We start from the raw sequence: 15,855 nt of genomic DNA on the forward strand, positions 1-15,855 counted from the left end.
TGAAAATCTTCTCACTATAGTATAGACCGAAGATTAATTTTCTAAAATATCTTGAACATCCGGATGGTTATAGTATAAATTAATAAATTCAGTTTTGTCATTTTTATTATCTTTATATATTCTTTCCCTGATCTCTTGCCATTCCTTATGTCTAGAGTGAACAAGTACGGGTATTTTATCAATTTTTAATATCTTTGCGATTGCTAAACGATGATTACCATTATCACTGTAAATAAGTTCTCCATATCTATCTATATATATATATATTGGATCCACTTTATTATCTTCATTTGGATTTAAAAAGCCATTTTTTTTAATTTCGAAATATAATTTATCAATTTTCTCTTCATACCTTTCTTCTAATTGATCTATTGATTTACATCCTAAAACCTCCTCTTCATCTTTAAGTCTTTTTTCATAGTTTTTAAAAATATCAGTATCTGGCCATTCATAATCATATATAAAACGTTGTACTAACGATTTATATTTTAGTTCATACCTTAACTTTTTATCTAAATCCCAATCGCCATTCATAATATTTCCAAATGACCATTTTTTGTTTTTTTCATTATTTAAAATGTATTTAATTGTATTTGGTTCGACCCACAAAACTTTATTTTTTGGTGCTAATTTAGCAAATTTACATTTATAATAAAAATCAAAAATTTTATTCACTAAATAAGTAGTACTGAATCTTTTACTTATAACTCTTAAAATAGAAAAAACTTTTATTTGCATGATTAACACACCTGTCTTTAAATAATTCCCTTAATTTCGTTATAAAATTAATAATTAATATATAATTTTTGGATCTTCAAGACATTATTATTAACATGTAGATTATTAATTTTGCTATCAACACTGACTTGAAATGAAGCTTCAAAAGATACCATTATAAATACTACGAAAAAAGACTTTTATTAAATAATCAATTTTAAAGAACGCATTTATTGATTTTTAGTTGTGAGTTGAAATATTTTCTAGTTCGCATCTTTCGAAAAGTTAATAACAAGTTTAATTGTTATTACCACTAATATTAAACTAAAAATACCGGAAGATATTCCATATAGTGCAACAGAAATAACATCATTTTCATAAACAAAAGCTCCTAATAGTAGTAGAGCAGTGCTAACTATCGTCTTAATTATAGTGTAATATAAATGTAACCGCTGGGCTTTTATTACTGCCAATGATTTAACACTTGGATTAGCTACAAAAGAACAAAATGACAAAATACCAATCCATCTTGCATATTCCCCTGCAGTATACCATTCAGTTCCAAATATAAAACTAAAGATAATAGGTCCAAAAAATATAATCAATCCAAAAGGAATTATTCCAATTAGTAACAAACTTAAAGAGGCACTGATTAAAGGTTTTATAATATTATTATTGTTATTGGCGCCCTCTGCAATTTTTTGATAGAATACATTTCCTACTGCCTTCCCTAATAAATTGGAAGGCGTTTTCATAGCTGTTTTACTCAATGTAAAAAAACCTGCAGCAGCTGGACTAAATATACTAACTAAAACTATAATAGGAAGATTTTTAGATAGCTCACTTATTATTGTTTGAGGAGACCGATAAAATGGAAAATCTCTGTACTTTATAAAAGTACTCATGAAATCTGTTTTGTTTATAAATAATCCTTCACCAAAAGGACTTGAGCCCGATTTCACATATAATAACAAGCCTTTGATTGCTCTACCTAATGTTGTTAGTAAAACTAATACAAAAGCGAACGGAGCGAATAGCCCTCCGATCGTTTTACTAAGATTCAAAGATAGCGCATGAATTACTTCAATTTTGGATATAGTCTGAAATTCTTTGTTTCTAATTAACCATTGGTTCATAACTTGATAAAATGCTGTAAATAATAATATCAAGGGGATTAAAAATATGAACTCTCTAATTTCATTTATATTTAATACATCAACTATTTGATCATTAAATATTAAAAAAATGATTGTTATTATTGTTATTATAATAATTGCTATTTGTAAGGATAATTTAACAACTTTTTCAGAATTTTTTTTATCATTCGCCAAAACAATCGCATATGGAAAAGTGAGAGCAACTAAAGGTGTCATTATCATAACTGTAGAATTAAAGACCCCTAACACTCCATATATATCTGGTCCATATATTCTTGTAATTATTGGTAGGAAAAATATATTGATAATTTGTGCTAGCATAGTTCCAGAAGCAAGTACAGCCACATTTCTCACAAAATTTTTTTTCAACAAATTTTTAATCTTATTAATCATTACAGGGCCTCACTTGGAATAAAATAGATTCATCTTATTATTTATTGATGATCATGAAAATCTGTATTACGGCTGATTTTTTTGTTATGCATACTTTTATTTAGAAAGATACACACTCCAATTGAATTAAAATAAGCTAATGTTAAACCTTTTCCAACGGTACCAAACATACCTTCAGTAAAACTAAATAAAATAAAAGCTAATATAATACTAAAAGGTAGATAAGAGAATGATTCATCTTTTCGCTGTATAGCAAATTTCAAACTTAAATATATAGTAGTCACATACATCACAACTAATAATAATCCAGAAATTATACCAAATTCACCTATTATAGAAAAAATCGAACTATGGGGGCTAAATGGAGTTTCATCAAAATAGTCACTCCCATTACCAATCAAGTTGGCATCATTAATAATTTGAAGCCAAATTTCATCTCTAGTATTTAGTAGATCACCCTCTTCTCCAAGTCTATCGAACTTACTAATCACACCATCCATAAGTAAATCACGTAATTGCCAATAATATACACCAATAAATATTAATGCTGGTAAAAATAAATTCCGTAATTTAATGTTATTTTGTAACATAAAAATTAACATTGTTGAAAAACATGTCACCAAAAGGACTATGAATGATGTTCTACTATGAGATAAAAACACAAAAAAAGTTGAAAGGAGAAAAATCAAAATAAATAAATAAACTAGAATTTTTTTTCTGTTTTTAAAAGCATTTAAAAGTAAACAGAAAGCTGCAATACCTGTTTGAGTCGCTAAATAACCTAAACTATTAGAATTGTCAGTGATACCAAAATAGCTTCGGTCAAAATTTATTGGTTCAAATAAAAAAGAGAATATTAAAAATATACCACCTGATAATAATAGAGCCATTGCTATAATCTTGTTTGCTATTTCACTAATTGTCAAAGGGATCATTAAAAAAAACAACAGAGGTACAACGATTAAAAAATAAACCCCTTGAAATGGAAACTCTTGGTTTATCACTTGCGAAAAAAATATTCCACTTGAAAAAGTTAACCAAATTAACAAAACCCCAATATTAACATTTTTGTAGGGTACTATTAGTCTATTATTGTCTGTAGTAAATAGTTTTAAATAAATAAATACAAAAATAATTGAGATAATAACTACACCTATATATCGTATCCCCATAAATACTTCATAGTTAAATACATTTGTATTTAACATTATAAACGAAGGAAAAGTATACAAAAGAGATATCAAAATAAGGATAAATATTGATCGTATATTTTCTTTTCTAAAAAATAAATTATTTCTCACCTAATCACCCTGTAAATTATCTTTATTTAATTCTTTTAAAAATAATTCTTCATATAAAACTGTCACTTCTTGTGCCTTGAATTTATTCGCTCTTTCTAGTCCTTTATTTCTGTAATAATCATTTCTTGTCTCATCTTGAAGAAGTAAAGTCATCTCTTTTGCGAGAGATTTATAATCTGTTACTGGGACTAGCACACCATATTCATTATTTTTGATTATTTCTCTAGGGCCAGATTGGCAATCAGTTGATACTACCGGTATCCCTAGAGACATTGCTTCTACTATAACATGGCCAAAGCCTTCCCATTTAGAAGTTAATGTAAACAAATCTGCTTTTTTTATATATTTATATGGATTACTCTTAAAACCTTCGAAAATCACATTTTCTTCTATATTTAACGATTTACATAAATTTATTAACTCTACTTTTTGGGGACCTTTACCAAGAATAATCAATTTAGCATCTTCTTTTTCTAAAATTATTTTGAAAGCCCTTATCAATGTAAAAAAATCTTTTTGTTCTGTCAGTCTCCCTACACTTACAATTACTTTTTTATTATCAAAATCGAAATCAATTTTTTCTGAAGCTTTTTTTTGAATATACTCTATTTCAACAGGGTTATATATAACATTTAATTTCTCTTTGTCAATTTGAAAATTAGAAATTAAATCTTCTTTCACACCATTAGAAAGAGCAACAACTTGTGACGAAAATTTATTATAAAGAAATTTAGTGACAATTTTATTAATTATATTTACTCTACCGGAGGCACCTCTATTATTTGCTTCTCTTACAATCACAGGAATATCCTTAAAAGTAAGAACTTTAGATAACAGTAATATAATATTATTTTCATTAATTGTACTAAATAAGAGATCCGGTTCTTCATTTTTTATACTTTTTTTTAATTTCGGTATTGAGTTTCTTAGCCTTTTTACATATAAACATATAATTTTTATATCTTTTCTTAGTAGATTAATGTAATCATTGCCCTCATTAGTAGATATCACTAATATGACATCAAATTTATTAATATCAATGTTATTTATTATATTCACAATTGTCCTTTCTGCTCCCCCCCCTCCCAATCTATATATATAGAACATGATTTTCTTTCTCATAAAAATTCTCCTTTTTACATTTAATACTGTACAAAATAATTTATTTAAAATTCTTTCTATTAGCTATAAATATCTAAAACTCATAAAAAATTCAAAAAGTAATGATGACGTATCATAGTTTGTGTAAAAGCTTTTGAAGATAAAAAGAGAGGTAGGGTATCCTCACAGTTAATGACGAAATCAACCAGTGAAAGGAGATGCCCTACCTCATGTTACCAAGTATAGGACAAAACAACCTCGAAAATCAATTGGACGAAATGGTTCGTTCTTTCGTCCAGGAAAAGCTCGAAACAATCAAGAAAGAAGAAATGAACCAATTCTTCGAAGAGAATCCGGAATTAAAAAATTATAAAAATGGCAGTTATCACCGGCAACTGGATACGAAGTACGGACGGATCGAAGATCTTCAAGTACCGCGAGACCGAGAAAATGCGTTTCAGACAGAGATGTTTCAGCCGTACCAACGGTACGAACAGTGGCTCGGCGAAACGATTATTGCCATGTATCAAAAAGGCATGAGTACACGTGAAATCGGGAACTTTCTCGAGCGAATCCTTGGTCATACCTATGTCCCCGGCACCATCAGCCACATCACCAATGTGGTCATCGACGATATCCGAGCCTGGCAGGAACGCCCTCTTCAGAAACGATATACGGTGCTTTATCTCGACGGTACGTATCTGAAGCTGCGCCGGGATGATGTCGCCAATGAGGTCGTTTATGTCGTCATCGGTGTCACAGAAGACGGCTATCGCGAAATCCTCGGTTTCTATGTCGGTGGTCAGGAAAGTTCCCTTGGCTGGGAAGAAGTGTTACTCGGTATTTTTGATGGCCTTCCCGGTCTGGAAGAAGCCATGAAAACGATCTTCCCAAAAGCCGATGTGCAGCGCTGCGTCATTCATAAAGTGCGAAACACGCTGAATAAAGTCCGAAAAAAAGACCGTTTTGCCATCAGTGAGGATATGAGAGCGATCTATCAGTCCAACAGTGACGCGGAAGCGAAAGAGGAACTGACATCCTTCTGTGAAACATGGCAGACGAAGTATCCAGCTATAGCCAAGACTTGGCGGGAAGACATCCATGTCCTGACGACGTTTCTGAAATATCCTTGGTCCATTCGTCCGATGATCTACACGACCAATATGATTGAGCGGACGATGAAAGAGTTAAAAAAGCGTTTGAAAACTATGAACAGTCTTCCCTCCGAAGAAGCCGTGGAAAAGGTGATCTATGTGATTTCAGAGGAATGCAATGCCAAGTGGGCCACACGCAAACTCCGCGGTTTCAAGGAAGCGAGCTCTGAACTAAACACCATGTTCGAAGAACGTTACGGATTTTGAAATTCGATTTGGAAGGAATATGAATCCTCAGCTAAAGACAACCCTACGGGTTTACACAAACTTATTGACGGTACCAAAGTAATTCAATATATTAATATTTATTATCTAATAAGTATAAGAGGGCATTCTACTAAAATTGATTAAAGCTTCTAAATCATCTGATTTAAAAAATTAAGGTTAGTAATAACTCCCTTCAATTTTTTTTGCTTTTATTGATTTATGATAATAATACATGATTTTCTTTGGAATAAATGCTCCTATTAAAGGCTTGAGTAAGTATACATAATATCTGGCAGGAACCTTTAATCTTCTATAGCCTATAAACCTTGTTTTCATTCCTCTGCACCGCACTATAAAACTACGTTTATTATAATCTTTTAAGCTCTCATGATATTTACAAAGTGGCTCTTGAATATTATATCCTTTAAAGCCTTTGGAAAAAAACCTAAACCACAAATCAGTGTCTTGTCCTCTCTGGGTTCTTTTGGAAACAACATAACCCCCTAAGGCATCATATGTTTCTTTCCTCATCATTATTGTTGGATGTATAAATGATTTACCTTTTATGAGACTTTCCACACTAGGTCTTTCAATAGCTTTTCTTAGGACCTTTTCACCTTGATCATCATACAAAACCACTGAACTACCTACCACTTGATATTCTTTATTCTCATTAAGAAAATCAATTTGTTTTTGAAATCGTTCAGGATAGCTAATATCATCTGCATCTGTTCTTGCAATAAATTCACCTCTTGCCAGACTAAGGCATTTATTTAATGAATAAGCTAGTCCCATATTCTTCTCATTTTTTATTAAAACTATATTGTCGTAAAGACTTGCAAATTGCTCAGCTACAGCATACGTGTTATCTGTTGAACAATCATCACAGATAATCATTTCCCAATCAGGATACGTTTGTTGAATTACTGAATTTATACAATTTGGCAATATTTCAGAAGAATTGTATACCCCCATTATGACAGTTATATTTGCCATAACTAACCTCCTTCATCACGAATGTAATTCGATGTGATAAAATTTTAACTTCACCTGTGGTCCTATAGTAATCGAATTTCACTGAATTTTATGACAATCCTTTTTAGATATTCTATGATCTATAACATTAGTACCTTTAGAATACTTATAATTTAAATCAGCTATCAATTAATACTTTTTCATAAGAAGTGATTATGATATTTCTATCAAATTCTCTTTCGACTTTGGCTCTCCCTGATAATCCCATTTGTTTCTTAACTGTATAGTCTAAATTCAAAAAATTTTCAATCTGCTTCGATATTTCTGAAGCATTTAGCTCTTTAATTATAAAACCATTCACACCATCATCAACAATCTCTTTACAACCTGGTTTGTCAGAAGTGATAAGTGCCCTTCCACTAGCTGCACTTTCAAGCAAAACATTAGACATTCCTTCTGGATAATAACTTGGATGAACCGTGCAATGTACTTTCTTTAATGTAACTCTGATATCTTCTACTTTGCCATGATACGTTATAATACCTTTGTCATGATAAGTATTAATTTTGTTTTCATAATCTTCAGTACACCCTCCAACAACATGAAATTCGGTATTCGGATACCGTTGTTTAATAAACTTAGCCACTTCTAAGTAATAATCAATCCCTTTTTCTTTTATTATTCTACCAATAAAAACAAAGTGTATTGAATCAGTGTTTTTTGGATACTCTATAGGTTTAAAATGTTCTAAATTAACACCAGAACCAGGTATTAATTTATAATTATCATTCAATAATTTATTTTTTTGCATAAAGGTCAAATTATCTTCGTTCTGAAAAAAAACTGTCTTAGCCGACCTTGTTGATAACTTGTAAAGTTGTTTAATTATGAGCTTGATAACATAATTTTTATTCATTACATTACCTAAACCTGTAATATTTAAAATATAAGGGATTTTTAGCAATCGCGCTGCTATACCACCATATATATTGGGTTTTATTGTATAATTTAAGATGACGTCAGGCTTCTCATTTTTAAAAAACAATAAATATCTAAATAAAAGTTTTATATCTGCAATTGGTGTCACTTTATTAATTTCAAATATATTATTTTTAACTTCTGCCCCTATTGATTCAAAATAAGCTGACTTCTCATTTTGGGGACCTAAAATAACAATTCTGTGATTATCCTCTAATAACTTTTCAACCAGCTCTCGCCTAAAAGAATATAAACCGGCTATGGAATTTGTGTTCATTATTATTTTCATCAATTATCCCTCTAATAGTTATTTGTTCTTTTAGTTATCTACAGTAATTTTACTGTCATCATAGTGCACAATTTTCACTTCATTGTATTTCATCATTGCAGATCCTTCTGAATAGTTTTTCAATTCCTGCTTATTTGATGCCTTTTGTATATTGTTTAAAATATATTTAGGGAAGTTCAACCCTGACTCATATGCATGAGGATAGCCACCTCCGAAGCGCGGATTCACTTCAGAGATAAAATACTGATCATCAACTTCAAATAAATCTACATCCATAACTCCGGTAAATTGATAACTCTCAACAAATGATTTTATTAATTCTAGAATCTTATCATTCTTTAATGCGATTGATTTATCAGTTTCTCCCGCTCTCATTTTCACTTTTTCTTTAATGAACATAGACACCAATTCTTGAGAGACTAAATCTACATATACATCGATACCAAACTCTTTACCTTGCATATATTTTTGAATAACAATGTCATTGTCGGTATTTAAAATTGCATCCAAGTCTTCACTAGAATGGATCATTTGCATATTGACACTCGCACTTCCATCGCGAGGCTTAGCAAATAGAGGGTATTCAAAGTCGCCCAAGTCATTTTTAATTTGATCATAACTCGTGTTTAAGGCCGTCGGAACTACAGGAAAGCTATTTTTTTTAAGATCGTTATGAAATGCATACTTGTCTAAACAAAGATCCGTCAGTTCACTTCTAGACACCAAAACTTCCGTACCAAGATTATTAAAACGTTCTTTATGTTTTGCCAATACAGAGAGTTCCGGATCAATTAATGAAGTCACCATACTTACATTGTTGTCATGACATATTTGCAAAATAGTGTCCAAATAACCGTCTGAATCTATTGTTGGTACGATATAGTATTTATCCGCATCATAGATTGCTGGAGCCATCTCACTGCAATCTGTTGCAATAACTTCTCCGAAACCTTTAAATTCCTGCACGAAATACTGAACAATTTTATTTCTCGTCCCGCAGCTTAAAATAAGCATATTCATAATTTCACCAACTTCTTCTCCATTAATTATTTAAATTATCGTATTCGCTTTTTAACATCGAGAATAAAACTCTGTCTTTCCATTCGCCATTAGCTAACCTGTCACTCCTTAATACACCTTCTTTAGTAAAACCAAGTTTTTGATTTATATACACCATACCTTCATTTTCTGCCCAATTGAAAGAATACAGTTTATTTAAAGCCAAATTTTTGAATACATGTCTCATCAAAATTCGTTTAACATCAGTCCCATACCCCATTCCCCAATATGATTTTTCTCCGATGCATATATAAGTTTCTGCCTTAGAATTCTTGTAATCAATATTTACAACACTAGCAAAACCAATGGGGGTTTCTCTTTCCGATTCAAGAACTATGTAGTCTTCTCTTGTAGGATCAACAGATACTTGGTCTAACCACTTACTTGTCCCAACCTCTGAAATATTATCAAAAAACATAGTATTTCTAACCTCAGGGTCATTAACCCATTGAACTTTATTTATAATATGCTTTTTTTCCATTAAAACTAAGTGAATATTATTATGTTTTAACATTTATTACTCCTTCTTGTTAGCATCTTGAACTTCTTTATCATTTCTTCCTGAATATACACCTTCGGACAGCACTAACACTTTAATTGTTTTTAAAATTATTAATAAATCAATTTTTAATGAGACATTTCGCATATACCAAATATCTAAAGGGATTCTTTCTGCCCAAGTCAGAAAATTCCGTCCATTAACTTGTGACCACCCTGTGATCCCCGGTAAAATATCCAATCTTTGCATTTCATAGTGTGAGTACTCCTTTAAATGTTTTGCCGGAGCAGGTCTTGGACCTATAAAACTCATATCACCTTTCAAAATGTTAAAGAGTTGCGGTAATTCGTCAAGACTTGCTTTTCTCAATAGACTGCCAATCTTTGTGATCCTAGGGTCATTTTCCGCAGTTGTTAATCCGGTTCCCTGGTTTTCAGCATCATCACACATCGTGCGAAATTTCCAAACATTAAATACGTCACCTTTATAGCCCAATCTGCTCTGCTTAAAAATAACAGGTCCTCTTGAATCAATTTTTAACATCAACGCAACTATCACAAAGAGCGGAGCTAATAAAATAACAAAAAGTAAAGCGAACAAAAAATCTGCCATTCTCTTAAATTTTAAATACACATTATCCGGCCTTCCTTTATTTATTCTTACTTTTCAAGAATATTTCTAAAAAACATTAGTTTTTATTGCTATTTTCTTAAGCTTTAGAATTACTAATAAAAGATTCGTTTCAATACATCTGTGATTTTTAATAAATCTTCATTTTGTAATTTAGTATCACTTGGTAAACAAACCCCTTTTGCAAATAAACGTTCTGACGTTCTGTCACCCACAAAATGATACTGTTGAAATACCGGCTGTAAATGCATCGGTTTCCAAACCGGGCGTGATTCAATGTTTTCCTTTTCCAGTTCATCCATGATTATTGTTGGATTTATCCCGTTATTTATTGTCATCGCACTCAACCAAAAATTCGGATCGTCCCAGTCATTTTCCGGCATAAATGAAATACCTTCTAAATGACCGAGCTCTTGTTTGTAATGATGAAAGATATTTTTTTTCTGTTCAACCCTTTTATTTAACACTTTCAATTGGCCTCGTCCGATCCCGGCGACGACATTACTGATCCGGTAATTGTATCCGATTTCACTGTGCTGATAATGACGGGCTTGATCTCGCGATTGCGTTGCCCAATAGCGGGCTTTTTTAATTTTTTCTTCATTGTTTGATACTAGCATACCACCGCCGGAGGTAGTGATGATTTTATTGCCGTTAAAGGAAAAAATCCCGTAATCGCCGATCGTTCCGGTGTGTTGTCCTTTGTAGTACGTTCCAAGAGATTCAGCCGCATCTTCTATCACGGTCACGCCGTATTCTTTGCATATCTCCATTATCGGATCCATATCAGCAGACAGTCCGTAAAGATGAACAACAATCACTGCCTTGACATTCGGGTATTGTTCCAACGCTTGCTTTAAGTATGCCGGCGACATATTCCACGTCTTTTCATCACTGTCGATAAACACCGGTTCAGCATTTTGATAAAAAATCGGATTAATCGTTGCGGAAAACGTTAACGTCGGGCATAAAACAACATCGCCTTCGCCGACACCCGCTGCTTTTAACGCTAAGTGGATCGCTGCCGTCCCAGAACTAAGCGCTGCTGCGTGATCGATGCCGACTTTTTCTGCGAATTCTTCTTCGAATTTGTTCACGTTTTCGCCTAAAGGGGCAATCCAATTCGTATCAAACGCTTGTTGTACATAGTCCATTTCATAACCTTCATCGCTCATATGCGGTGAAGATAAAAAGATGCGCTCAGTCATAGATGAGAAACGTCCTTCCCTTTATCTAGATATTGATTTTCTGAATCTTATTCTGTCGTCCCGACCGCGCGCAGCTGCTTGACGCGAAAGTGCGCGATGTCGAGCACTTCGTTACGCAGTTCCTTTTTTTGACTGTCTTCGAATTTTTGCGCTAAGTCGTCGATCACTTGCATGTTGACGGGCGGGGTTTTCCCGCGATAAATCGACGGATAAATTTGCTCGTCGTGCACTTCGTCTTCGCCTAACAGCTCTTCAAACAGCTTCTCGCCCGGGCGCATGCCCGTGTATTGAATGTCGATTTCCTCTTCGCGAAAGCCGCTTAAGCGGATTAAGTTCTTCGCCAGATCGACAATTTTGACCGGTTCGCCCATATCGAGAACGAACGTCTCGCCACCTTTCGCGATCGCACCCGCTTGCAAAATGAGCCGCGACGCTTCCGGAATCGTCATGAAGTAGCGCGTCATTTCCGGATCGGTGACAGTGACGGGACCGCCGTTTTCAATCTGCTTTTTAAAGAGCGGAATCACGCTCCCGCGGCTTCCGAGCACGTTGCCAAAACGGACAGCGACGAATTTCGTCGCGCTAACGGTGTCCATGTGCTGCACGACCATCTCTGCGATCCGCTTCGTCGCCCCCATCACGCTCGTCGGGTTGACCGATTTGTCGGTTGAGACCATGACGAAGGCACCGACATTATGATTGGCTGCGGCTTCAGCGACGTTTTTCGTCCCGAGCACGTTATTTTTCACCGCTTCGTGCGGATTTTTCTCCATTAACGGCACGTGCTTATGCGCCGCTGCGTGATAAATCACATCCGGTTCTTGCTTATAGACGACGTCATCCATTTGCGCTTTGTCCTGCACGTCGGCAATGACCGGCGCAATTTCCATATTCGGGTACTGGTTGCGCAGTTCCATGTCAATTGCGTAAATGCTGTTTTCGCCGTGCCCGACTAAGACGAGCTTCGCCGGGTGAAACGCGGCCGCCTGCCGGCACACTTCCGAACCGATCGAGCCGCCCGCACCTGTGACCATGACGGCTTTGCCGGTGAGCTTTTTGCCGATTTTATCCGTGTCGAGTTCAACCGGCTCGCGGCCCAACAGGTCTTCGACTTGCACATCGCGGATTTCATTGACCGTGACGTTGCCGGCCATAATGTCTTCCACCGACGGCATGATTTGCGTTTTCACTTTCGCCTCGGCGCAGCGGGCGAAAATGTCGTTCAGTTCTTGTTTTGAGAGCGACGGGATCGCGATGATAATTTGCTCGACTTCTTTATGCTCGGCGACGTGTTCGATGTCTTCGAGCTGACCGAGCACCGGCACGCCCATTACTTCGAGCCCCTGTTTATTGTTGTCATCGTCAATAAACGCGACCGGGCGCAGCTCCGACTTCTCGCTATTAATCAGCTGCCGGGCGACAAGGTGGCCGCCGTTGCCGGCGCCGATGATTAACGCACGCTTTTTATTCCGGTCCGAGCTCATTTTGTAATCGCGGATAAAACGCCAAGAAAAGCGCGAGCCGCCGATCAGTAAAATGTGGAGCATCCATGTGATCGCAAGCGCGCGGTTGTACGTGACGCCGAGCGTGATCAGCTGCACGAGCGCGAGAAACGCGACCGATCCGGTGACAGCAAGAAAAATCCCCGTCAGTTCCTGCATGCTCGCGTACGACCACACCTTTTTATACAGCTTGAAGATGTACGCAAACACGTGGTGGGCAAAAAAGAGCGTCACCGAACTGATCAGCGTCGCTGTCGCCGTCATCCCGGCATTTTCCGTTAACATCCACGAGGCGATAAACACTGATGACATGACAATCAATGAATCGACTAAAATCAATAAGGATAACCGTAATTGATATTTCACTAAGTTTCCTCCTTCGTTCGTAGCGACAATTGTTCGACAAACATTTCAGTCCATTCGACAAAAATCGGTTTTGGGCATTAAAAAACACATCAAAGCCCGTTTGATGTGGCCAATCTGTTGACAAGGTGCAATTGTGATGCGTTCGTTCATTTTCATTTGGTTTATCTTACCATAGAGCGGAAGAAATTTGTAGGTCTAAATTTGGTTTTTTGTTAAAAATTACTTCAACAGTGAAAAATACGCTAAAAAAAGACGGCAATTTACAGCGCCGTCTTAAGAGTATAGACAAAGTCGTGACATCGACAGATGTCAGGTTGAACATACAGCCTGCTCCTTCGTCTCATAATTCGGTATGTCGAGCGCGTTTTCGATATATAACACCGCTGGCTCGATTTTTTGGGCTGCGGTTTGCTCGGCTTCTTCATAAACCATCCGCGTCAGCCACTTAAAGATCAAGATGTAGACAAAAAACACTCGTCGGATCAGATTCTCTTCTGTTTGATTTTCTATTGAACGGAGGTATGTGTCTTCAATTTCCTTAAAAGTGTAATTAAACTTAAAAAAATAATTTGCCAAATCAGCGTCGACGAAGTCGATACGATACTCCGCCCAATCAATAATATACGGGCGTGAATCATCGAAAATGAAATTCCCTGTATTATAGTCACCGTGACAAAATACGTAGTGGCTGTCGAGATCGATTTTCTCGTATAACTTTGAGCCGGACATCACATCTTCCAATCTTTTTACTGCATCCGCTAAATCTTGAAAGGAGTTATGTTCACGCACTTTTTTGTGCAAAATACTGAAGATTTCGCTGTGAGTCGATATTTTATGCAGATGCGCGCTCAAAGACAGATCATCCTTGGATACAGCATTCTCGATCTGCTTTTTTATCGCCTCCCCCTGGATTGATTTAATAACCGCATCAATCTCTAATACATGGTTGAGATCCGTTTTTTTCGACGGTCTTCCGTGAATTTTCGTTAAGGTCATAAAGTTCAGGTTTGTTCCATCGATCGCTCCCGAGCAAACCATATTGGGGGTTATCGCTTTTAATTGCGGATACTGCTCGCGAATGTCATTGTAAAAGAATACTTCTTTTAAAAACCGCTTATGTTCCTCACTGACATTGGTGGTAACTTTTGTGATCAGCTGCCTTGTTTCATCCCCCTGCGTATACTCATGTTCAATCAAACCGAGATTTCGCTTGCCGCCGTTAAATCTGTATGTTGAGATCAGGTTTTCGATCGCCGGCATTTGCTCCAAAATATTGAAGTCAATCTTCTGTATGACTTCTTCCATTTTGCAGTTCATTTCCATCTCAAATCCGGTTTTCATAATTGAATTTGCCGTTTCCCGCTCGCCGATTTTAAAATGGCAAACACCTAATTTATTTACAAACTCATAATTTTGATAAGTCCTTTTCTTAAAACCATATGCCAGTTCAATCGCTTCTTCCCATTTATCTTGCTCATATAGCTTATTAAAGCGCCGAAACTCTGGATTGAAATCGATGATTGCCAGTTTGTTGAAAAATTTTTCAATTAATTTCAAATACCCTTCTTCTTTCACGATCCGCTTAAATCGGTAAAAAATGAGCATGGCCTCCTCCTCTCATAGCGCATGGGTATACTGCTGTCTCTACTCGGTTATAAAATCTTCAATGTATTCGGAACCGTATTTTGATTAACTGGTTGCATCTTTTTCGCCGGCGTTCCGATATAAGTGCCTTTCTCGACAATATTTTTGATCACAAGCGAACCGGCTCCAATGACGCATTCGCCTGTGATTTGCACATTGTTTTTAACGGTGCTGCCGATGCCGATAAAAGTTTGTTGACCAATCTTGATACTTCCGGCGAGATGAACCCCTGGAGCTATATGAACATAATCCTCAATCACATTATCGTGATCGATCGACGCCCCCGTATTAACAATTACACCTTTGCCGATTGCCGTGCTGCTGTTGATAATCGCACCGGCCATCAGAATCGAACCAGCATTAATCTCCACTTCTGAACCTACGACAGCCGATGGATGAATAAGCACCGGAACGTTTGCACCGAATATTTCAATTCTTTCTTGAATGCTTCGTCTTACACGATTATCTCCGATCGCAACAAAGATATCCGCATCACGAATATACTTCCTTACATCTTTTACGGGGCCGATGACGTCGAGATTTAAAGACGACACGAACCCTTTCGCATCATCTAAAAAATAGATGTTTTTCCACATCTTCATTTTTAGGGCAACATCAGCCGCTACTTTGCCATGACCGCTCGCCCCGATAATAATCAGCTTCTCGTTCATGAAA

Annotated in this window: 14 protein-coding genes; 1 reads left to right on the forward strand and 13 read right to left on the reverse strand. The window is 35.8% G+C overall.

What is annotated here, in order from left to right:
* Positions 1-33 precede the first annotated feature (33 nt).
* From EDD67_RS01700 to EDD67_RS01715, 4 genes are all read right to left on the reverse strand, one after another.
* Positions 34-738 (reverse strand): ParB/RepB/Spo0J family partition protein, encoded by a 705-nt coding sequence (locus tag EDD67_RS01700; protein ID WP_121439444.1) that lies wholly within the window; start codon positions 736-738, stop codon positions 34-36.
* Positions 739-980: 242 nt separating this feature from the next.
* Positions 981-2,267 carry a lipopolysaccharide biosynthesis protein gene (locus EDD67_RS01705; RefSeq protein ID WP_121439445.1) on the reverse strand — a complete coding sequence of 429 codons (1,287 nt, stop codon included), beginning with the start codon at positions 2,265-2,267 and terminating at the stop codon, positions 981-983.
* A 41-nt stretch (positions 2,268-2,308) separates the two neighbouring features.
* A complete protein-coding gene (locus tag EDD67_RS01710) occupies positions 2,309-3,568 on the reverse strand; it encodes an O-antigen ligase family protein (RefSeq protein ID WP_121439446.1) in 1,260 nt (419 codons plus the stop codon).
* On the reverse strand, positions 3,569-4,690 hold the full coding sequence (locus tag EDD67_RS01715; RefSeq protein ID WP_121439447.1) for a glycosyltransferase: 1,122 nt from the start codon (positions 4,688-4,690) through the stop codon (positions 3,569-3,571). It lies immediately after the preceding gene.
* Between the two features lie 209 nt (positions 4,691-4,899).
* Here EDD67_RS01715 and EDD67_RS01720 point away from each other — a divergent pair, with 209 nt between their 5' ends.
* Positions 4,900-6,030, forward strand: coding sequence for an IS256 family transposase (locus EDD67_RS01720; protein WP_121439448.1), 1,131 nt, complete (start codon positions 4,900-4,902; stop codon positions 6,028-6,030).
* A 177-nt stretch (positions 6,031-6,207) separates the two neighbouring features.
* On the opposite strand, the gene EDD67_RS01725 is transcribed toward EDD67_RS01720, so the two are convergent.
* From EDD67_RS01725 to EDD67_RS01765, 9 genes are all read right to left on the reverse strand, one after another.
* Entirely contained in the window at positions 6,208-7,026 is an 819-nt protein-coding gene (locus EDD67_RS01725) for a glycosyltransferase family 2 protein (protein WP_121439449.1), read from the reverse strand.
* A 157-nt stretch (positions 7,027-7,183) separates the two neighbouring features.
* Positions 7,184-8,272 (reverse strand): glycosyltransferase family 4 protein, encoded by a 1,089-nt coding sequence (locus tag EDD67_RS01730; protein WP_199739584.1) that lies wholly within the window; start codon positions 8,270-8,272, stop codon positions 7,184-7,186.
* Positions 8,273-8,302: 30 nt separating this feature from the next.
* Positions 8,303-9,292: an ATP-grasp domain-containing protein gene (locus EDD67_RS01735; protein ID WP_121439451.1), complete on the reverse strand. Its 990-nt coding sequence runs from the start codon at positions 9,290-9,292 to the stop codon at positions 8,303-8,305.
* A 22-nt stretch (positions 9,293-9,314) separates the two neighbouring features.
* Positions 9,315-9,845 (reverse strand): GNAT family N-acetyltransferase, encoded by a 531-nt coding sequence (locus tag EDD67_RS01740; protein WP_121439452.1) that lies wholly within the window; start codon positions 9,843-9,845, stop codon positions 9,315-9,317.
* 3 nt (positions 9,846-9,848) lie between these two features.
* A complete protein-coding gene (locus EDD67_RS01745; RefSeq protein ID WP_211331295.1) occupies positions 9,849-10,463 on the reverse strand; it encodes a sugar transferase in 615 nt (204 codons plus the stop codon).
* A gap of 92 nt (positions 10,464-10,555) precedes the next feature.
* Positions 10,556-11,668: a DegT/DnrJ/EryC1/StrS family aminotransferase gene (locus EDD67_RS01750; protein ID WP_121439453.1), complete on the reverse strand. Its 1,113-nt coding sequence runs from the start codon at positions 11,666-11,668 to the stop codon at positions 10,556-10,558.
* Between the two features lie 47 nt (positions 11,669-11,715).
* Positions 11,716-13,536 carry a polysaccharide biosynthesis protein gene (locus tag EDD67_RS01755; protein ID WP_121439454.1) on the reverse strand — a complete coding sequence of 607 codons (1,821 nt, stop codon included), beginning with the start codon at positions 13,534-13,536 and terminating at the stop codon, positions 11,716-11,718.
* A gap of 309 nt (positions 13,537-13,845) precedes the next feature.
* Positions 13,846-15,141, reverse strand: a complete 1,296-nt coding sequence (locus EDD67_RS01760) for a phosphotransferase family protein (RefSeq protein ID WP_121439455.1) — start codon at positions 15,139-15,141, stop codon at positions 13,846-13,848.
* A 47-nt stretch (positions 15,142-15,188) separates the two neighbouring features.
* Positions 15,189-15,851 (reverse strand): acetyltransferase, encoded by a 663-nt coding sequence (locus tag EDD67_RS01765; protein WP_121439456.1) that lies wholly within the window; start codon positions 15,849-15,851, stop codon positions 15,189-15,191.
* Positions 15,852-15,855 lie beyond the last annotated feature (4 nt).

This window comes from Salisediminibacterium halotolerans, from assembly GCF_003814815.1.
Lineage (GTDB): Bacteria > Bacillota > Bacilli > Bacillales > Salisediminibacteriaceae > Salisediminibacterium > Salisediminibacterium halotolerans.